The sequence below is a fragment of the Streptococcus parasanguinis genome (genome assembly GCF_000963275.1).
In the GTDB taxonomy this organism is placed as follows: Bacteria; Bacillota; Bacilli; order Lactobacillales; family Streptococcaceae; genus Streptococcus; species Streptococcus parasanguinis_B.
Map to the genome: position 1 here is coordinate 887,786 of NZ_JYOW01000001.1, position 20,475 is coordinate 908,260.

Sequence of the window (20,475 nt, forward strand, 5' to 3'; positions counted from 1 at the left end):
TTATTTCTTTAAGTGCTCATAGATAAGTTTGGCATTTTGAAGACCGATCCGATAATCGAGACGAATTAGGCGAATCGCTTCCATCTCTGGTTCTTTGAGGTACTTCTCTCTTTGTTCCTTGGAAATACTACCTGGTTTTAGAAGATAGTGGGTGAATTGATTTCTGACTTTATTGAGCTCAACTTGAAGGGTGAAATAGAGTCCAAATAAGACAATCACAACTCCCATCAGGATCAGATCGTTTGACATGGTGTATGCTCCCTTTTTCTGTTCTTTTCTTTATTTTACAGCTTTCAAGATAGAAAAACAAGAGGCTGGGACAAAAGTCCTAGCCTTTCAATTGTTTTTGGATTGTCGAGCAAGACGCAGTGGTTGAGTGGGCTCTACTACGCTGTTTTCATCAGCTTTTACAGCCCTACTCAACTGTGCGGAGGTGGGACGACGAAATCGAATTCTAACGAATTACCGATTTCTGTCCCACTCTCCTTGTTTGTCCTTATTTCATCATACCTGCCTGAAGGTCATACATTTTCTTATACGTTCCTCCTAGAGCAATGAGTTGGTCGTGGTTGCCTGATTCGATGATTTTTCCTTTATCGAGAACATAGATACAATCGGCATCTTGGATGGTAGAAAGGCGATGGGCAATGGCAATGGTTGTCCGCCCTTGGCGCATCTTCTTCAGAGAATTTTGGATCATCTCTTCCGTCTCTTGGTCAATATTGGCAGTAGCCTCATCCAAAATGAGGATCTTAGGCTGGGCAGCAATGGTTCGAGCAAAAGCCAGAAGCTGACGCTGACCAGTCGATAAGGTAGAACCCCGCTCTGTTACCGGATGGTCATAGCCACCAGGTAGACTCTCAATAAAGTCTGCTACATCCACAAATGCAGCTGCTTGTCGGACGTCCTCATCTGTCAATTCTTTATGGTACATACGGATATTAGAAGCAATGGTTCCATGATAGAGGAAGGGTTCCTGCAACACTAGACCAATAGACTTGCGCAAGGCTTCCTGGCTGTAGTCCTTGATATCCTGTCCATCAATCAAGATCTGGCCACGATCAAATTCATAAAAGCGCATGAAGAGATTGATAATAGAGGATTTACCAGAACCAGTATGACCGACAAAGGCAATGGTTTGTCCATTTTTAACCTCAAAGGAGATATCTTTTAGGACATCCCGTTTGCCATCATAAGAAAAAGATACATGCTCAAAACGAATATCTCCCCGCTCGATTTCTTTCAGGCTACCAGCTTGCTTGGGCTCATAGTCGTCTCGATCCATCATCTCAAAGACACGACCTGCAGAAATGGTTGAGGTCTGCAAGGTTGCAAAATTTTGAGTGACATCAATCAAGGGCTGGAAAAGCTGGCTAACATACTGGATAAAGGCATAGATAAGACCGGCTGTAAAGCCAGAGGACTGCCAATTTAGGCCGAAAAAGGTTAGAATAACCGCATAAGCCAGAACCTGTAACAGGGTCATAGCTGGCCTCAAAAAGAGGGAATTGACATCCACAGATCGGTTGGCATAGTCTAAATGTTCCCCATTTATCTGTTCGAATTCATCCGTCAAGCGCTTTTCTTGACGAAAGGCCTGTACAATCCGCATTCCTTCAATAGATTCCGATAATTTCACATTGATATCTGATAATTTTTGTCGGGTCATCTTGACCAAGCGATTGGATAACTTGCGATAGAGACGGATGGAAAACCAAATAATGGGAAGAAAAGGCAGGATCCAAATGGTCAAATGCCAGTCCAAACTAAACATGGTTACCAAGGTGACTAGAAAGAGTAAAAAGGATGAAACCAGGCTTGAAAAGACCGTAGAAAACATATCTGCGACTGCCTGGGTATCATTGGTCACACGCGAAACAATCGAACCTGCTGCTGTCTGGTCATAAAAGAACATGCCCAGTCTTTGAAGATTTTTGAAAATATCTAGACGGATATCTCTTACGATGGAATTGGATACACGTGCAAAGGTTAACTGGCTCAGGTAAGTTGCCAGCACGCGGCCAATGAATAACCCATAGTAGAGAATCAAAAACTGAAAAGCTGTCAGTACTGGAGAGCCGGCTTCTGTTGGATCCACTAGGTGGTCAATATACCAGCGAGCTGCAAGAGGGATCGCCGTCAATAAAAGGCTAGTTAGGAAGGTAAACGCTAAGGCTAATGCTGTTAACCATTTATAACGCCACATGTAAGTCAAGAGCCGCTTCATCACACGAGCTTCAGATATTTTCATTCAGCTTTCCCTCCATTTCTTCTGATAATTGTTGGGCTTGGTAGGTTTCATAGTACCAACCTTTTTGAGCCATTAATTCCTCATGATTTCCTCTCTCCTTGATCTGTCCGTTTTCCATTACCAGAATCAAATCCGCGTGAACGATCGCTGATAAGCGGTGAGCTGTGATGATGGTTGTTTTCCCCTTGCGTTCCTGTTTCATATTTTCGATAATCTGATGCTCCGTCTTAGCGTCTACTGCAGACAGGGAATCATCCAAAATCAGGATCTCAGGATTCATGACCAAAGCACGACTCATGGCAATCCGTTGCTTTTGTCCGCCAGAAAGAGAGACCCCTCTCTCTCCTAGCACTGTCTCCATCTGGTCTGGCATGGCCAGAATATCTTCATAGACTCCACAAGTTCTCAGAGCCTTCATCACCTCTTCCTCCTTGATCTGTGGATCTGAAAAAGCGACATTCTCGCGAATGGTCATGGCAAAGAGAATCTGATCTTGAGGGACGTAGCCGATCAAGCTTCGAAGATCTTCTAAGCGATAATGTTTGATGGAGATTCCATTGAGCAAGATATCTCCCTGCTCCAAGTCGTGCTCTCTAAGCAAGAGACGCAACAAGGTGGTCTTTCCAGATCCAGTTGGACCCACAATTCCAAGGGTTTGCCCTTTTTCTAAATGAAAGACAACCTTTTCAAGGACAGGCTCTTTCTCATAGGCGAATTCTTCAATGTCATATTCCAGATCGCCATTTTGAATGTTTTTGACTGGTTGACTTGGATCTTGGATATCAGGTGTTTCTGCTAAAAGTGTCTCAATCCGATCATAGGAAACGCTAGCACGCTGACTAATATTAAACAAGAAGCCCATAGCTTGAAGAGGCCAGACGAGCATATTGAGATAGGTTATAAAGGTTACGATTTGTCCAACCGTCAGGCTCCCTTCCTGAACAAATAGCCCCCCGAAGTAGAGCGTCAAGACATAGGAGAGACCGACAAAAAGAAGAGTGGTCGGATCAAACAAAGCATTGTAACCGGCTGAAGTCATATTCTTTGAAAAGACCATTTGATTGGTTTTTTCAAAAGCCTGAATCTCATCTGCCTGAAAGCCAAAGGATTTGGTCACCTTGACTCCTGATACTGATTCCTGAACAAAGTTGTTCAGCTCTGAGAAGCCTTCTTGGGCCTCTTTGAAGGCTTTGTGATTTTTGCGTCCGATAGCCGAAGTTACTACTACCATGACCGGTAGGGGCAAAATAGCTAAGAGGGTTAAGCGCCAATCAATCATGAAAAACATGCTGACTAGGGTCACCAAGGCTGTCACAGAAGCATCTACAGCAGACATGACTCCACCACCAGCAAACATGGTTACCGCATTGATATCATTAGTGGCATGGGCCATGAGATCCCCTGTCCGATAACGCTGATAAAAAGACGGAGACATGAGCGTAAATTGCTTAAACAAACGGTAACGCAAGATCCGAGCCAACTTATTGGCCGTTCCAAAAATATAGCGTCTCCAGACAAAACGAAGGCCATACATAGCAAGAGCTGCGAGGACCAAAAGAGCGATATCTACAACTAACTGCCCCAGCGTCAGCCTTCTTTTATCGATCAAATCGATCACAAGTCCCATGATTCTTGGAGGAATGAGATTTAAAAAGCTAACCAAGATCAAGGACCCTATCCCGATCAAGTATCGCTTCTTCTCTAAATTAAAAAACCAAGATAATTTCCTCAACAGATTCATCTTATTTCCCCTTTTTTGTGAGTTGCCAACTACTATCCACTAGAGCAAACAACTCCTCATCAGCAATTGTTCCATCTAAGGGGATACTCACCCAATATTTTTTATTCATATGAAAAGCTGGATAAATCCCTTTCTGCTGGATGAAATGGGCTACTTGGTCAGACTTGACATTCAAAACTTCTATTTTCCCAGACTTGCCAGCATCCAGTTTTTTCCAATCAATGGTCATAAAGACACCATACCACTTGAGGGTGTCTCGGTGGCGAATGGCACCGGATTCCGGAGATCTCTCCCACAAATACTCAATCGTTCCCTGATAGTGCAGGGAGATATAGGACATGAGACGCTTGGCTTGAGGATAGAGAAATTCTTGGACCTCAAAACAAGCTTGGCGAATCCTTGCAAGACTTTCCTGACAGGATTCCCTGACTTGGCCGACGAAATTTCCTTGTAGCTGTTCCTGATGGATTTGGATATACTCGTCTCCTGTATCCTGATCATAGACCTGAAAAGAAATCTTCTGGTCGCAGACACGGACCTTTAAGAGAAAAGAGTCCGATAAGACGGGACACTGGTACTCATAGCCTGCCCCTCTCTTCTTAAATCCGTAAGCCAATCCCTTTTCTGGCTGAAAGGTGTACCGTTCAAAATAATGCTCTAAAAACATTTTCTCTCCCTTATTCATTTTTGCACTAGAAGAGGCTGGAAACAACGTCCCCAACCTTGATAACGGATCTTCAAAACTACTTCAAGCAGTGATCGTTTCTTTTTTAAAACACGATGCGCGTGCCATGCAGTTGACAAACGCCCAATTGCTCCAAAAAGAGCTGACGATTGTCAAGGGTCACACCTCCACCTGGCAGGATCTGAATCTTTCCATTAGCCGCATCTAATAAACGATGATAGTGTGCAAAACGTTGCTCTAGTGGGTCACCTGGACTTCCAGCTCGTGTTAAAATACGGGCCACACCCTGATCAGAAAGCCACTCAATCGCTTCTAGCTGATCTGTATGAGCTAACTCATCAAAGGCCATATGAAAGACCACCTCTGCCTCTCCACAGGCTGCTAGTAAAAGCTGCATGATCCTCTGGTCCAACTTTCGATCGCTCGTCAGCGCACCCAGCACAAAACAAGTAACCCCTATTTCTTTCGCAGCCCGAATATCCGCTAGCATAGCTTCGACTTCCAGCTCAGTGTAGACAAAATCGCCACCACGGGGCCGGATAATGACACATAGATCCACGGACTTCTCTCTTGTCAGTTTGATTGCTTCATTGATCACACCTATACTCGGTGTGGTCCCGCCTACTGCCAGGTTGTCGCACAGTTCAATGCGACCTGCCCCAGCAGCAATCGCCTTATCAATAAAAGTTAAATTCTCTGCACAAAATTCAAAGACAAGCATGACAACTCCATTTTCAAAGACTTAAAACAAGGATATACTAACAGTTACCTTAGCATTGCCATTTTCCACTCTCGCTTTTGAGATACTATAGCCTGCTTGAGGGATCTCAAGGGTGATTTGATCACCATTCACTGTAAAGCCGCCTCCATTTTGATTGGATTGATCCTTCAAATAGTTGAGAACCAAGAATTTTGGAATGGGCATTTTCCCTAATTTAGCACTGGTCACAGTCAAATTCATGACATTGTTTTCAACTTGACCGGTCATGGTTAAATCTAGATAGCTATCAACTGGCCCTAAGGAAACAGGAACTTTGACGTGAAGGTCATTGCCATCCATTCCTAGTGCCATCTTTTGATAGTCAGAATTGTCAAGGGCAGAACCAGCACTTGATTTTACGACCTGACTTAATTGTACAGAATTGAGACTTAGCTCAGTTGAGAGTCCTTCCGTGCTCACAGAGGCGTTTGAAACAGCATTTTGAGCCAGCTCAATCAAAGAACTCCCTGCCTGCACATTTCTCAGCTGCTCCCCTTCAGGAATAGTTCCAGGAACCAACAAGATCACTAATAAAATCAATAAAACGATCACCATGCCAATCAGGCGTCTTATCCACTTAAACATCTGCTCCTCCAATACGTGAAAAGTTGTATTCTTATTGTACCTTAATTCTAAAGAAATTGCGACTAAGAGGGGCCTTTACAAAGCAAAAGAGAGCGTGGGACAGAAATCGGTAATTCGTTAGAATTCGATTTCGTCGTCCCACCTCTGCACAGTTGAGTAGGGCTGTAAAAGTTGATAAAATCAGCGTAGTAGAGCCCACTCAACCACTGCGTCTTACTCGACAATCCAAAAACAATTGAGAGGCTAGGACTTTTGTCCCAACCTCTCTCTGTGCATTATTTCGATTTAATATAGTTAACACCATCTGCTTTTGGCGCAACTGCTTGTCCAAAGAAGGCTGCCAAGACAACCATGGTCAAAACGTAAGGCGCAATTTGCAAGTAGATGGATGGGATCCCTTTAAGCAAAGGCAATTGATTCCCGATAACAGCCAAACTTTGAGAAGCTCCAAAGAAGAGACTAGCAAGCATGGCCCCGATTGGGTTCCATTTCCCGAAAATCATAGCCGCAAGGGCGATAAATCCAGGACCTACAATAGTCGTCACCGCGAAGTTAACAGAAACTGACTGAGCGTAAATGGCTCCTCCGATTCCTGCAAGAGCACCTGAGATCATCACTCCTAAGTAGCGCATTCTATATACATTGATTCCCAATGTATCTGCTGCTTGTGGGTGTTCACCAACTGAACGAAGACGCAATCCAAATTTCGTCTTGAACATGATAAACCAAGCAAAGAATGAAAATAGAATCGCAACCCAGCCGATGATGCTGGCATTGTTGAAGAAAATATCCCCAATGACCGGAATTTTAGATAAGACTGGAATAGATGTTTTCCCAAAGGCAACTTTGATATTATCAGTTTGTCCCTTGTTATACATCGCTTTGACAAGAAAGACTGCCAATGGAGGTGCCATCAAGTTCAATACTGTACCTGAGACGATATGGTCAGCACGGAAATGAATGGTTGCCACCGCGTGGATCAAGGAGAAGAGTACTCCAATTCCTGCAGCAACGATCAAGGACAACCATGGTGTCAAACTTCCTAACTCAGGCTCAAAAGTCAAGTTAAAGATAATACCTGAGAAGGCTCCCATAACCATGATTCCTTCCAGACCAACGTTAACAACCCCAGCGTGTTCTGAGTATGCTCCTCCGATACTTGTGAAGATCAGCGGCGCCGCATACACAATCATAGAGGAAACAAGAATACTTAAAATCGTTACAATACTCATTAGTTTGCTCCTCCTTTTTTAGCTGAACGCATCGAGATCATCTTTTCGATAATGTAGTGGGCACATACGAAGAAGATAATGGATGCTGTCACAATTTGAACGACTTCTTCAGGGATTGCAGCTGGCTTCATACCAACTCCCCCAATTTGAAGTGCACCAAACAAGAAGGCAGCAAATGGAATACCAATTGGTGAATTCATCGCAAGAAGGGCAACGGCCATTCCGTTAAATCCAACACTCATTGAGCTTGTTTGAACATAGACATTTGAGTAAATACCTAGACCTTCTGCTACCCCACCAATACCAGCAAGAGCACCAGAAATTATCATAGAAAGGATAATGGTCCGTTTTGCAGACATCCCTGCGTATTCTGCCGCATTCGCATTGAGACCAACGGCACGGATTTCAAAACCAAGTGTTGTTTTCTTCATCAAGAACCAGATGACCACCACTGCGATGATGGCAAAGAAGATCCCGATGTTCATTTGTGATTTGTCCGTCAAATTACGCAACCACTCCGTCTGGTAGACAGCGTTGGCTCCCACATCAATGGTTGAGTCCTTGTTTTTCATCAAGGAAGCTGGGAAGCTATGTATCAAGGCATTCCCACCATAGAGAACAATGTAGTTCATCATAATGGTGATGATGACCTCACTGGTTCCGAGATAGGCACGAAGGAAACCAGGAATCGCTCCAATAAATCCACCTGCAATAGCCGCAATCAAAACGGTCATCGGAATCATCAGTAAGCGAGGCATATTTGGGAAGGAGAGGGCAAACCAAGTCGCCATGATCCATCCTGCAAAAGCCTGACCAGGAAGTCCAACGTTAAAGAAGCCGGCCCGGCTAGCTACTGAAAATCCAAGAGCAACCAAAATCAGTGGCCCCATGGCACGGGAAATATTTCCCCAACTCTTAATCGAACCAAAGGCTTTTTTAAACAGCAATTCATATCCCCAAAGGGCATCATAGCTGAAGGCCCACATAATAATGGCACCCAAGACCAATCCTAAAAGGACAGACACCAATGGAACGGCAATTTGTTTTAAATTCTTATTCATTTGATGCTCCCTCCTTTACTTGTCCTCCTGCCATGAGGATTCCAAGTTCTTGCTTATTCGTTGTTTCAGGGGTTACGATCCCTTGGATCTTCCCATCATGAATAACCGCAATACGATCAGAAACATTCAAAATTTCATCTAATTCAAAGCTGACAACCAGAACGGCTTTTCCATTATCCCGTTCTTGTATCAAACGTTTGTGGATATATTCGATCGCTCCAACGTCCAATCCACGAGTCGGCTGGCTGACGATCAAGAGATCTGGATCGCGATCGATTTCCCGAGCGATAATGGCTTTTTGCTGGTTTCCTCCAGAAAGAGCCTTAGCTGGTACCACTTCACTAGCTGCACGAACGTCAAACTCTTCCATCAACTTCTTGGCATAAGAGGTAATATTTGGATAATTCAAAATACCATTCTTGCTAAGAGGTTCTTTATAGTAGGTTTGAAGAGCCATGTTTTCAGAGATCATCATATCAAGGACCAAACCATCCCGGTGACGGTCTTCAGGGACGTGCCCTACCTTCATTTCTGTGATTTGACGTGGACGTAGTCCTACAACATCCTTGCCTTTAATCTTAATTGAACCCGATTTTACCTTCCGTAGACCTGTAATGGCTTGGATCAACTCAGACTGACCATTTCCATCAATCCCTGCGATCCCAACGACTTCACCAGCACGAAGTTCCAGTGACAAATTCTTAACAGCTGGGACACCACGGTTTTCGTTTACAACCAAGTTTTCGATCGACAAGACCACTTCTTTCGGTTGAGAAGGACCTTTTTCAGTCTTAAAGGAAACAGAACGGCCGACCATCATTTCGGCCAAGTCTTGGTTAGTAGCTCCACCAATCTCGACTGTCTCAATCGATTTACCACGACGGATAACTGTGACGCGGTCAGAAACAGCACGGATTTCATCCAACTTGTGCGTAATCAAGATGATCGATTTTCCTTCATTCGCCAAGTTCTTCATGATTGTCATCAATTCTTCGATTTCAGCTGGTGTCAACACCGCAGTTGGTTCATCGAAGATTAGGATGTCGGCTCCACGATAAAGCGTCTTTAAGATTTCCACACGTTGCTGCGCACCAACGGAAATATCCTCAACTTTAGCATTTGGATCTACTGCCAAGCCATATTTTTTAGACAAGTCAAGGATATCTTGACTGGCTTTCTTAAGGTCCAAAACACCGTGTTTAGTGGTTTCAGAACCAAGGATGATATTTTCAGCAACAGTGAAAGCTTCAACCAACATAAAGTGTTGGTGCACCATTCCAATTCCTAAAGAAGCTGCTTTTGAAGGTGAGTCTAGGTTAACAGTTTTTCCATTTACCACGATGTCTCCGCTAGTTGGTTCCAACAAACCAGCCAGCATATTCATCAGGGTAGATTTCCCTGCACCATTTTCTCCAAGAAGTGCATGGATTTCACCTTTGCGCAACTGAAGATTAATCTTGTCATTTGCTACAAAGTCACCAAATTTTTTGGTAATCTCACGCATTTCGATGACATATTCATGTGTCATGGGGGTGTTTCCTTTCAAATCTATTTTTATTTCAATAAAATCTACTAGGGTTGCTAATAGATTTTACTGAGACAAAAATGTCTCAATTTATTAAAAGGAACGGCCCTTGAAGGTCGGGCCGATCCAATCAAATATTATTTTTCAGGAACTTTAAGAGACCCGTCAAGGATTTTAGCTTTAGCATCTTCGACTGCTTTTTTAGCATCTGCAGAAAGGTTGTCAGTTGTCAAATCAACTCCACCATCTTTCAAGCTATAAGTAATCACTTTACCGCCAGGGAATTTACCGTCAGCAGTTTTCTTAGCCAAGTCTTTTACAGATTCTCCGACTTTCTTCAAGCTTGAAGCCAATACAAAGTTAGATTTTTTACCATCTTTAGAAGTGTATTCACCTTCAGCTTTTTGGTCACGGTCAACACCAAGAACCCAAACTTTTTCGTCTTCATTTTTCTTCTCGTTCAAGTCTTTAGCTTCAGAGAAGACACCTGCACCAGTACCACCAGCTACTTGGTAGATAACGTCTGCACCTGCAGCGTATTGTGCAGCAGCAATTGTTTTACCTTTAGCAGAGTCACCGAACGAACCAGCGTAGTCTACTTGAACTTTGATAGATGGGTCAACAGATTTAACACCAGCTTCAAATCCAGCGCGGAAACGAGTGATAACTTCACTTTCCATACCACCTACAAAACCAACTTGTTTAGTTTTTGTAGTTTTTGCAGCAGCGATACCAGCAAGGTAACCAGCTTCGTTATCGGCATAAACAGCAGATGCTACGTTCTTTTGTCCTTCAATACGGTCATCGATGATGACATAGTTCACATCTTGGTTGTCTTTTGCAGCTTTTTTAACAGAGTCGCTCAAGGCAAAACCAACACCAAAGATCAATTTGTAGTCGTTAGAAACAGCTTCATCAAGGTTTGTCGCATATTGAGATTCATCTGTTGATTGGAAGTAGTCAAATCCGTTCCCTTTAGAAAGACCGTTTTCTTTACCCCAAGCTTGCAAACCTTCCCAAGCAGATTGGTTGAATGATTTGTCATCCACACCACCAGTATCGGTAATGATAGCAGCTTTCAAATCTGTTTTAGATTCTGAGTTAGCGCTATCTTTTTTAGACGCACGATTTCCACATGCTGCAAGTCCGATAGCAGCGACAGTTACTAGACCAAGGCCTAGCCATTGTTTCTTGTTCATTACTGAACCTCCTAAATTATTGTGCAACATTGTTGCGAAGTATTGAAAGGGTCAAAAGACCGCCTCACAGACCCATTAAGTCAAGTCTGTAAAGGAATATGGAAGTAATTCCTTGACCGTCATCACGACCGTCGATTTATCTTTAGATACTAAGGTTACAGGAAGGTCTGGCTCAAAAAATTCAGCCATGACCTGGCGACAAGCACCACATGGAGAGATGGGCTTTTCTGTTTGCCCGTAGATAATGAGCTCTTGAAACTCACGAGCTCCTTCAGAAACAGCTTTAAAAATGGCTGTCCGTTCTCCACAGTTGGTTAAACCAAAACTGGCATTTTCTATATTGACCCCTGTATAGATTTCTCCATCCTTCGTTAGCAGTACAGCTCCAATTGGGAAATGAGAGTAAGGCACATAGGCTTGTTTACTCACTTCAACTGCTAAGTCAATCAACTCAGTAGTCGCCATGAGCCACCTTTCCTTCCATGATGGCTACACCAGAAGAAGTCCCAATACGGGTCGCACCAGCTTCGATAAAAGAAAGAGCATCTTCATAAGAGCGAGCACCACCAGAAGCCTTAACACCCATGTCGGGTCCAACAGTTTGACGCATTAAGGCCACATCTTCTACCGTTGCTCCTCCAGTTGAGAAGCCAGTTGAAGTCTTCACAAAGTCTGCGCCAGCTAACTTAGCAATTTGACAAGCAACGATCTTTTCATCATCGGTTAAGAGACAAGTCTCAATGATGACTTTGACCAGCTTATCACCGCTCGCTTCGACTACCGCTTGGATATCTTCCTCAACTAGTGCTAAATTCTTAGACTTAAGAGCCCCGATATTAATGACCATGTCAATCTCATCGGCACCATTTTGAATCGCATTTTTTGTTTCACACGCTTTGACAAATGGTGTATTTGCTCCTAAAGGAAAACCAATGACGGTACAAACTTTAACGTCTGAATCGCGCAAGCCCTCAGCCGCAAAATTCACCCATGTCGGGTTCACACAGACACTCGCAAAATCATAAGCCTTGGCTTCTTCGATCAGCTTTTCGATCTGTTCTTGTTGCGCATCTGGTTTTAAAAGAGTGTGATCGATATATTTATTTAACTTCATACAATCTCCTGAGCTGCTTAAGATATTATTTCAATAATTTCTTTAACGCTTTCAGCCCTTTCTAGTATTTTAACATTTTTTTTGAATTCTGTAACGCTTTCTTGTGAATTTTTTTCATTCATGAAAATGCGAGCAATGCGTTCCCCTTTTTTGACGTGCTCTCCCACTTTTTTGTCAAACACAATCCCTGTTTCATAATCGAGGGGATCCGATTTGACAGCACGACCAGCACCCAGGCGCATAGCAAACAAACCAAACTCCATGGCAGGTAAAGCAGCAATGACGCCATCTTGGTCCGCTGTTACTTCAAGGACCTGATCCACTTTAACGGGACGATGCAAATCTTCTAAGTCTCCACCTTGAGCCACCACCATTTCTTCAAACTTCGCTAAAGCTTGACCATTGGTCAAGTGTTCAAGGATGGCTTCAATCGATTGATCTACATTGGCCAATTTCAACATGATTTGCGCTAATTCACAAATAAACTCAGTGACTTCAGCGCGCCCCTGTCCTTTCAGAATATCCAGGGCTTCCAAAATCTCTAAACGATTGCCAATACTGGTTCCCAATGGTTGGCTCATATCTGTAATGACAGCGATGGTTTTCCGACCCACTGCATTTCCAAGATCCACCATGGTACGTGCTAAGCGACGAGCATCCTCAATATTCTTCATGAAGGCACCCTCGCCTACCGTCACGTCCAAAAGAATAGCATCCGCTCCAGCAGCGATTTTCTTACTCATAACGGAGCTAGCAATCAAAGGAATGGTATCCACTGTCGCCGTCACATCACGCAGAGCATACAAGAGTTTGTCTGCTTTTACGAGTTGGTCGGATTGCCCAATAACCGATAAGCCGATCTCCTGCACCTGCTGGATAAATTCCTCTTGGGTCCGTTCAATCTGGAAACCTTTAATGGATTCCAACTTATCGATGGTCCCACCTGTGTGTCCTAAGCCACGACCGCTCATTTTGGCAACCGGCACTCCGAAACTTGCAACCAAAGGCACCAAGACCAAGGTTACCTTGTCTCCCACACCACCAGTCGAATGTTTGTCCACCTTGATCCCTGGAATAGCTGACAGATCAAACTGTTGCCCCGTTTGGACCATCTTCATGGTCATATGAGAGATTTCTTCTGTCGTCATCCCCTTAAAATAAACAGCCATAGCAAAAGCGGACATTTGGTAATCTGGAACCGTTCCAGCCACATAGCCCTCAATCAGCCATTCAATTTCTTCCTTGTTTAAGGCAAGACCATCTCTTTTTTTCTGAATGATATCTACTGCTCTCATGATTCTTTCTCACTTCTTAAAATATAATAGCCTTTGTCTTTTTTTACGGTCTCACAATTGCCAAAGGTCTCTTCCATCTTGGCCTTAGCGCTCGGAGCCCCTTGTTTTTTCTGAATGACAATGGTCAAGTCTCCACCTGGTTTCAAATGCTCAAAACTACCAGTGATCACTTGGTGAACCACTTTCTTACCAGCTCGGATCGGCGGATTACTGATTACATGGTCAAAGACCCCTTCTACTGCTTCATAGACATCCGAAGAAAAGATCTGAGCTTCCACGCCGTTTCGACTGGCATTTTTCTTAGCCAAGTCCAGTGCCCGCTCATTGACATCGACCATGGTCACTGCAACTCCCTGGGCTTTAGCCAGAGAGAGGCCGATTGGACCATAGCCACAGCCAACATCGAGGACACTTTCTCCTTCTTGAAAATCCAGGGTTGATAAAAGCACCTGGCTTCCATAGTCAATCATTTTTTTACTAAAGACGCCCGCGTCCGTATAGAAATTCATCTTTTGCCCCAATAAAACAACAGCCAGATCATGAATATCATGGGCTGCATCGGGGTTTACATCGAAATACATTTTACTCATAAGGTTATTTTATCATAATTCATTCCTTTTTTAAATCGTTTACATGACCTCTAAAAATTGGTATACTAAAGACTACAATAGGAGTGACATATGGACAAAGAATTTCTACATTTTGAAAAAATTAATCGGGAAACCTGGCAAAATTTGCACCGCAAAACCACCCCACCTCTCTCCCAAACAGAGCTCAATTCTATTAAAAGTTTTAACGACCGCATTAACCTCCAGGATGTACGTGACGTCTACCTGCCTTTGACAAACCTGATTGGAATCTACAAGCGTTCCAAAGAAGATTTGGCCTTCTCAAAAGGTATTTTTCTTCAAAAAACGAGTGAACGCCAACCCTTTATCATTGGGGTTTCAGGGAGCGTTGCGGTTGGAAAATCTACCACTAGCCGTTTACTTCAAATCCTGCTGTCTCGAACCTTTGAAGGCTCGACGGTAGAGTTGGTGACAACGGATGGCTTTCTCTATCCAAATGCTATCTTAAAAGAACAAGAGATCCTCAATCGGAAAGGATTTCCAGAAAGCTATGATATGGAATTGCTCCTTGATTTTCTTAATCAAATCAAAAACAACAAGAGCGTAGAAATCCCCGTCTATTCCCACGAAATATATGATATTGTCCCAGATGAGAAGCAAACCATTTTACCAGCTGATTTTGTCATTGTAGAAGGGATCAATGTCTTTCAAAATCCGCAAAATGACAGTCTCTATATGACCGATTTCTTTGATTTTTCAATCTATGTGGATGCTGCAGTTGATGATATCGAATCTTGGTATATCGATCGCTTCCAAAAACTCCTTGCATTAGCTCAGAATGATCCCAATAACTACTACTATCGATTTACAGAGCAACCCCTAGAAGAAGTTTTAAGCATGGCCCATCAGGTCTGGGAATCCATTAATTTAGTCAACTTGCAACATTACATCCAACCAACCAGAAACCGAGCTGATCTGATTCTCCATAAGGCAACCAACCATGAAATCGACGAAATTTATCTCAAACGCTAGAGAAAATGGCCTGTTAACGGTACTTTTTTAAGGAAAAGCTATTTTAGGCTTGTCAAATCTTAACTTTTCATATATAATGAGATAGTTAGATTATCAATGGAGGTGAATAACTTGGCAAACATTAAATCAGCTATCAAACGCGCTGAATTGAACGTTAAACAAAACGAAAAAAACTCAGCTCAAAAATCAGCTATGCGTACTGCAATCAAAGCTTTTGAAGCAAACCCATCTGAAGAACTTTACCGCGCTGCTAGCTCAGCTATCGATAAAGCAGAAACTAAAGGTTTGATCCACAAGAACAAAGCTAGCCGTGATAAAGCACGTCTTGCAGCGAAACTTGGTTAATCAAGAACAGCATAAAAATCAAGCTCTCCGGAGCTTTTTTTGTGCCTAATTTTTTGAGAGGTGCTTATGAAAATCGTTATTATCGGCTATTCTGGCTCAGGTAAATCCACCTTGGCTGAAAACTTAGCTCGCTACTACTCCATTCCCAAGCTCCACATGGATACCCTTCAATTTCAACCGGGCTGGATAGACAGTGACCGGGATACGATGGAAGGTGAGATGAGACAGTTTCTCAGCGATCATAAAGACTGGGTCATTGATGGCAATTACTCTTGGTGCTGCTATGAGGAGAGAATGGAGCAAGCCGACCAGATTATCTTTCTCAACTTCTCTTGTTGGAACTGCCTCTATAGAGGGTGGAAACGATACCGCCGTTATAAAGGTCGGGTCCGTGAGAGTATGGCAGCTGGCTGCCCTGAACGATTTGACTGGGAATTCATCCGTTGGATTCTTTGGGATGGACGCCAAGCCAGACAGGTCACACGCTATCGGACTATCGGCCAAACCTATCCAGACAAATTTATCTCTCTTAAAAACCAAAAAGAACTGGATACGTTTCTAAAAAACATATAATAAAAAGGTTGGGATATCAACCCCAACCTTTTCTTATTTATCAACGTAATCGCCACCGGTGAAGCCATAGTATTCTTCCAGACTCAAACCTGAGTCAGCGATATCTTGTGCTTCTTTTCCGATATAGCGGAGATGCCAGCTTTCAGGCATGTAGCCTGTCACTTTTTCTTTACCTTCTTGGTAACGAACCACAAATCCATATTTAGCTGCGTTCTTGAGCAACCACTTACTTGGTCCAGGTTCTGTCACCAGATTCCCACTGGTATCGATCAAATCAAAGGTCAAACCTGTCTGGTGTTCACTATAACCTGGTCTAGCAGAATAACGATCTGCGGCCTCCTGACCATCTTGATTGACATAGTTTTGGTAGAGGCCAACTTGGGTGTCGTAGCTACGAAAACCACTATATTGGTCACTGATCGGATAACCTTCTGCCTGCATGGCTGCGATCAATTCATGAAGGGCTGAAACAGCTTCAGGATCTTCCCCTGGGTTAAAGTCAGGCGACAAGGGATAATGTTTGTTGGCGATCATGACCTCACCATATTTCCCTTTGACACTATAGTAGGAACCATTATAGCTCACACCAGAATCCACTTTCACATCTGACTTACCAGCTTTTGACGACTCTTCTTTGCCAGTTTCTTTTGACGTATCCTTTGCAGAAGACGTTTCTTTGGAAGACTTGGTTTGCGTTTGTTTGCTTTCTTCTTTTGCAGAAGATTTAGAACTAGTGGATTGAGATTGGGAGCAAGCTGTCAGGGTTAACAAGGCAACTGTCACTAAAGTTAATTTGGAAAATCTTGCTTTCATGGGGAATCTCCTATGATTCTTTTGTTACGACAATATCCGTAATCACATAACTTGCACCTACTTTTTTCAAGGTGTAGGTCTTGTACTTGCGGTTTTGTGAATCTGGATGGCTATCTGTATAATGCACGGTAAAGTCTTCATAAGTCTTGATCGTCACCACACCATTTTCTTCCGTGACACTTTGAATGTCCAAAGCTCCTGGAGTATAGTAGTCAATTTTAGCCTTTCGAACACCATCACCAGTTGTGAACTCAACCATGTCCTTGTAAGCTTGACTTTGTGTGTCATAGTATTTAGAGTAGGTGTTATTTCGGTTTGAAACGGAGCTAAAGACAGCGTCGCGGTACTCTTTCAAGAATTCTTCCGCCAAGGTCCGATTTTGTTCTTCTTTGGCAGCTTGCGCTTTCTTAGCATCTTGTGCACTCTTGATGCGTTTTAGGGTATCTTTGGCTAGTTTAAGTTCGATCGGATCGTTCTCACCCTCTTCAATCGTCACCTTAGCCTTCTCAGTTGTATAGGTTTCCCCATTCATGTTGAAGACAGCATGTACTTCAATTTCTTGATAAGGGATGCTATCTACTTCAAAGGTCGTGCTGGTTCCGACTTCTTTGCCGTTAACCACAACCTTCACATCCGTTGGGTTTTCAACTTCATCTGGGAACTCAACTTCTAAATTGCGTTTTTCAGAATTCAACTGCAATTCTAAGTTATTCTTGGTTGCTTTTTTAGGATTGAGATGGATCTTAGAAGTAACATTTCCGACCTCTGTTTTAGCAGTCAATTCCATTTCTTTTGTATTGTAATGGAAAGAACCAAGGTCTGTCACTGCATCTTTCTTCAAGGTCACCGTTTTATTGGCAGCCACTTTGAGTTTGGCTTGGTCCAAATTGGTCTTGACCTTGACTTGTACTGGATAGCTGGCTACACGGTATTCTTGGAAGATCCCAAATTTCTTGTCCGCTTTTTCCAAACCAAAAATTTTGTTTCCAGATTTATCCGTATAGCTGCCCTCTCCACCATTATCAATGATCTTGTTCAACTCTGTGCCGATATCGACCCCTTGATCTTCCATGCTGGTAATAAAGCTTTCGGCTTCATCCTTCGTCCATTTATCGTTATCGGTTGAAAGCAGGTCTGCTGCCTCGCGATAATCCTTGGTGTCCACTGCCTTAATGAATTTATCTGCAGTCACTTCGACACGTGTTGTAGACTGGAAGTAAAAGAAGGCTGCCACCAAAGCGATCACAAGGACTGCAATAGCAGAAATAATTCCAATTTTCTTCTTGGAAATTTTCTTTCCACCCTTCGTTTTAGGGGCCTTTTGTTTTTTCTGAGCTGGACCTGCTTCTGTGACATTTGGACCAGCAAAGATCTGCGTTTGCTCAGCAGCAAGTGGAGCCGTATACTCTTGAGTTGGCTGTTGAGGTACATATTCCTGTGTTACTTCTGTTGCATCTAGGGTCGCAAATTCTGCTTCAGGTACAGGTCCTACAAAAAACTCAAAGTTTTGACTTTTAGCCGCGGTAAATTCTTCTGCACTTGGCTTGCGCCCATAGGTTTCTTCAAAATGTTGCAACCAAGCCTGACGAGCTGCTAGAAGTGGATCAACATTCTTCACTTCTTCAACTGGTTCAAACACTGGTTCCTCAACAGTAGCGACTTCCTCTGCCGGGGCATTCCCTGCGATAGACTGAATTTGTTTCAAATCAAATCCACAAGCTTTCCCAGCCATAAACTCTTCTGGTGACGGTTTGCGACCAATCACTTTTTCAAATAATTCAACCCATTTCTTTTGCATGGATCTCTTCTCCCTCATTATAAAATAGGGAAAGTGGGTTCCCCCACCTTCCGTTTTGTGATATTGTTAGAATCCAAAGTTAGAGAAATTTGGAGCACTTGGAATAAATCCTACGGCTACTTGTTCTAAAATACGAGCATTCACATAAATGACAAAGATGGCAATGAGAAGCAAGACAACAGATGATGCTACTAGAAGCAAGAATTTATCTGCTTTAAAGCTTGTCTTGTTCAATCCTTGATGAACGACGTAGCATGTTCCAACAAAGAACAAGAAGAAAATAAGGAAGTTTACAAAGCCATAAAATTCATAAACTTTTACAAGACCTACTAAGAAAGCAAGAAGGGCAAGTGGCAAAGTGTAAACAGACAAACGTCCAAACTCTTCAAATGAACGACCGTAACTGTATTCCTTATCTTGAAGAACCACACGACGAACAAAGAATCCAGCTACTTGGAAGGCGTAAACGCTAAAGAATAGGGAAATCAATGTCAACATAAAGGCACGGAAATCCATTCCATAACCGCCTGTAAATCCACTAGCTGTGAAGAAAGTTGATAGGGTCAAGACAAAGGCAGTTAAGACATACTGTAAAATTCCGTTAAGAGCTTTTGGATTTTCTACAGCTGTTGGACGTTTCAAAGCTGAAAGGAACCAATTCCAGTAACCCCCAACGGCTACACCAAATTGACTTGGTTGGGCAGGATAAGGTTGTCCTGGTTGACCTTGGTAAGGAGCTTGTTGATAAGCTGCTTGAGTAGGTTGTTGGTAGGTTTGTTGTGGAGCTTGTTGGAAAGCAGGTCCATTCGCTGGAGCAGCTTGAGGGGCAGGCTCTTGAACTGGAGCTGCGACTGGTTCTTCAACAGGGGCAGTTGGCGCTGCGACAAAGTCTGGAGCTTGAGGAGCTGCTACTGGTTCTTCAACAGGGGCAGTTGGTGCTGCGACAAACTCTGGGGCTTGTGGCGCTGCGACTGGTTCTTCAACAGGGGCAGTTGGCGCTGCAACAAACTCTGGGGCTTGTGGAGCTGCTACTGGTTCTTCAACAGGGGCAGTTGGTGCTGCGACAAATTCTGGAGCTTGTGGGGTTTCTGGAACCACTACTTCTTCTTGAAATTCTCCTGCAGCCAGTGCTTGAGCAATTTCTTCTGCACTAGCAGAACGACCATTTACGGCTTCGAAATAATCCAGCCAATCTTGTTTTGACATAATGAATCTCCTTAACTATTGTTTATACTAGGGTATTATACAAAATTTCTGAACCATTTTCAATGAAAGACTGGAAAATCCCTGCAAGATCTTTTGAAAAACATACAAATTCTACTCATTTTTAGAAATTAGTAAAGAAAAAGAGGCTGGGCAAAAACTGTCCAGCCTTTGATGTTTGATAGGAATAAGTGCAAGACGCAGTGGTTGATTGGCATCTTTGTTCGCCTTTTAAGCTCCAAAGATGACCTAATGAGGGAAACAAAGTTTCCTTTATCCACAACCTTCAACAGTCTCCCAGACTGTTGAAGCTATGCGGAGGTGGGAAGATTGAAAAGGTTTGGGGAACCTTTTCAACTTTTTTTATTTTAAGGAGTTCTTTCCCACTCCCGTTTCTTAGGATTCAAATGCATCCATGCCACCTTGGACGTTGGTCACATCATAGCCTTGCTCTTCCAAAAATTGGCAAGCACGTGCTGAGCGTCGACCAGACTTGCAGATGACATAATAGGGATAATCCTTCTCTAATTCCTGGTAGCGATCTGCTAACTCAGATAAGGGAAGAAGACGAACTCCGTCTAAGTGAAGGGCATCATATTCCTCCTGCTCGCGTACATCAAGAACGTGTAAGTCTCCTTTTTGATAAGCTTGGTAAAAGCTTGAAAATGGAATTTCTTTCATGATTTCTCCTATC

21 protein-coding genes are annotated in these 20,475 nt (G+C 43.2%); 3 read left to right on the forward strand and 18 right to left on the reverse strand.

Annotation, left to right across the window (positions count from 1 at the left end; all coding sequences use genetic code 11):
* The 14 genes from TZ97_RS04425 to TZ97_RS04490 form a co-directional block, all read right to left on the reverse strand.
* Positions 1-249, reverse strand: a complete 249-nt coding sequence (locus TZ97_RS04425) for a hypothetical protein (RefSeq protein ID WP_045759531.1) — start codon at positions 247-249, stop codon at positions 1-3.
* 247 nt (positions 250-496) lie between these two features.
* Positions 497-2,251 carry an ABC transporter ATP-binding protein gene (locus tag TZ97_RS04430; RefSeq protein WP_045759532.1) on the reverse strand — a complete coding sequence of 585 codons (1,755 nt, stop codon included), beginning with the start codon at positions 2,249-2,251 and terminating at the stop codon, positions 497-499.
* Positions 2,238-3,992, reverse strand: a complete 1,755-nt coding sequence (locus tag TZ97_RS04435) for an ABC transporter ATP-binding protein (protein WP_045759533.1) — start codon at positions 3,990-3,992, stop codon at positions 2,238-2,240. The genes TZ97_RS04430 and TZ97_RS04435 overlap by 14 nt, the downstream gene beginning before the upstream one ends.
* A 1-nt stretch (position 3,993) precedes the next feature.
* Positions 3,994-4,659 (reverse strand): MmcQ/YjbR family DNA-binding protein, encoded by a 666-nt coding sequence (locus tag TZ97_RS04440; RefSeq protein ID WP_023918296.1) that lies wholly within the window; start codon positions 4,657-4,659, stop codon positions 3,994-3,996.
* Positions 4,660-4,762: 103 nt separating this feature from the next.
* A complete protein-coding gene (locus TZ97_RS04445) occupies positions 4,763-5,398 on the reverse strand; it encodes a copper homeostasis protein CutC (protein ID WP_045759534.1) in 636 nt (211 codons plus the stop codon).
* Positions 5,399-5,419: 21 nt separating this feature from the next.
* Positions 5,420-6,022 (reverse strand): hypothetical protein, encoded by a 603-nt coding sequence (locus TZ97_RS04450; protein WP_045759535.1) that lies wholly within the window; start codon positions 6,020-6,022, stop codon positions 5,420-5,422.
* A gap of 275 nt (positions 6,023-6,297) precedes the next feature.
* Positions 6,298-7,254: an ABC transporter permease gene (locus TZ97_RS04455; protein ID WP_021153355.1), complete on the reverse strand. Its 957-nt coding sequence runs from the start codon at positions 7,252-7,254 to the stop codon at positions 6,298-6,300.
* Positions 7,254-8,315, reverse strand: coding sequence for an ABC transporter permease (locus TZ97_RS04460; RefSeq protein ID WP_003007621.1), 1,062 nt, complete (start codon positions 8,313-8,315; stop codon positions 7,254-7,256). The genes TZ97_RS04455 and TZ97_RS04460 overlap by 1 nt, the downstream gene beginning before the upstream one ends.
* Positions 8,308-9,843: an ABC transporter ATP-binding protein gene (locus TZ97_RS04465; RefSeq protein ID WP_045759536.1), complete on the reverse strand. Its 1,536-nt coding sequence runs from the start codon at positions 9,841-9,843 to the stop codon at positions 8,308-8,310. Before TZ97_RS04465 ends, TZ97_RS04460 begins: the two co-directional genes overlap by 8 nt.
* 134 nt (positions 9,844-9,977) lie before the next feature.
* Entirely contained in the window at positions 9,978-11,039 is a 1,062-nt protein-coding gene (locus TZ97_RS04470) for a BMP family lipoprotein (protein WP_031573707.1), read from the reverse strand.
* A gap of 75 nt (positions 11,040-11,114) precedes the next feature.
* A complete protein-coding gene (locus tag TZ97_RS04475; protein WP_031573704.1) occupies positions 11,115-11,504 on the reverse strand; it encodes a cytidine deaminase in 390 nt (129 codons plus the stop codon).
* A complete protein-coding gene (gene deoC, locus TZ97_RS04480; protein ID WP_045759537.1) occupies positions 11,491-12,153 on the reverse strand; it encodes a deoxyribose-phosphate aldolase in 663 nt (220 codons plus the stop codon). Before deoC ends, TZ97_RS04475 begins: the two co-directional genes overlap by 14 nt.
* Positions 12,154-12,170: 17 nt before the next feature.
* Entirely contained in the window at positions 12,171-13,448 is a 1,278-nt protein-coding gene (locus TZ97_RS04485; RefSeq protein WP_045759538.1) for a pyrimidine-nucleoside phosphorylase, read from the reverse strand.
* Positions 13,445-14,038: a class I SAM-dependent methyltransferase gene (locus tag TZ97_RS04490; RefSeq protein WP_037615364.1), complete on the reverse strand. Its 594-nt coding sequence runs from the start codon at positions 14,036-14,038 to the stop codon at positions 13,445-13,447. The genes TZ97_RS04485 and TZ97_RS04490 overlap by 4 nt, the downstream gene beginning before the upstream one ends.
* Positions 14,039-14,128: 90 nt before the next feature.
* On the opposite strand from TZ97_RS04490, the gene coaA reads away from it, so the two are divergent.
* The 3 genes from coaA (at position 14,129) to TZ97_RS04505 (ending at position 15,967) form a co-directional block, all read left to right on the forward strand.
* Positions 14,129-15,049 (forward strand): type I pantothenate kinase, encoded by a 921-nt coding sequence (gene coaA, locus TZ97_RS04495; protein WP_003007638.1) that lies wholly within the window; start codon positions 14,129-14,131, stop codon positions 15,047-15,049.
* A gap of 96 nt (positions 15,050-15,145) precedes the next feature.
* On the forward strand, positions 15,146-15,394 hold the full coding sequence (gene rpsT / locus TZ97_RS04500) for a 30S ribosomal protein S20 (protein WP_003007640.1): 249 nt from the start codon (positions 15,146-15,148) through the stop codon (positions 15,392-15,394).
* A gap of 66 nt (positions 15,395-15,460) precedes the next feature.
* On the forward strand, positions 15,461-15,967 hold the full coding sequence (locus tag TZ97_RS04505; protein ID WP_045759539.1) for a DNA topology modulation protein: 507 nt from the start codon (positions 15,461-15,463) through the stop codon (positions 15,965-15,967).
* 33 nt (positions 15,968-16,000) lie between these two features.
* On the opposite strand, the gene ldcB is transcribed toward TZ97_RS04505, so the two are convergent.
* The 4 genes from ldcB to TZ97_RS04525 form a co-directional block, all read right to left on the reverse strand.
* Positions 16,001-16,780 (reverse strand): LD-carboxypeptidase LdcB/DacB, encoded by a 780-nt coding sequence (gene ldcB, locus TZ97_RS04510; RefSeq protein ID WP_003007645.1) that lies wholly within the window; start codon positions 16,778-16,780, stop codon positions 16,001-16,003.
* 10 nt (positions 16,781-16,790) lie between these two features.
* A complete protein-coding gene (locus TZ97_RS04515) occupies positions 16,791-18,578 on the reverse strand; it encodes a TcaA second domain-containing protein (protein WP_200893073.1) in 1,788 nt (595 codons plus the stop codon).
* A 66-nt stretch (positions 18,579-18,644) separates the two neighbouring features.
* Complete coding sequence (locus TZ97_RS04520) at positions 18,645-19,784, reverse strand: DUF6574 domain-containing protein (RefSeq protein ID WP_045759541.1); 1,140 nt, start codon at positions 19,782-19,784, stop codon at positions 18,645-18,647.
* Positions 19,785-20,177: 393 nt separating this feature from the next.
* The gene (locus TZ97_RS04525) at positions 20,178-20,462 is read right to left on the reverse strand and encodes a rhodanese-like domain-containing protein (RefSeq protein WP_045759542.1); all 285 of its coding nucleotides are present in this window, start codon (positions 20,460-20,462) and stop codon (positions 20,178-20,180) included.
* Positions 20,463-20,475: the final 13 nt, after the last annotated feature.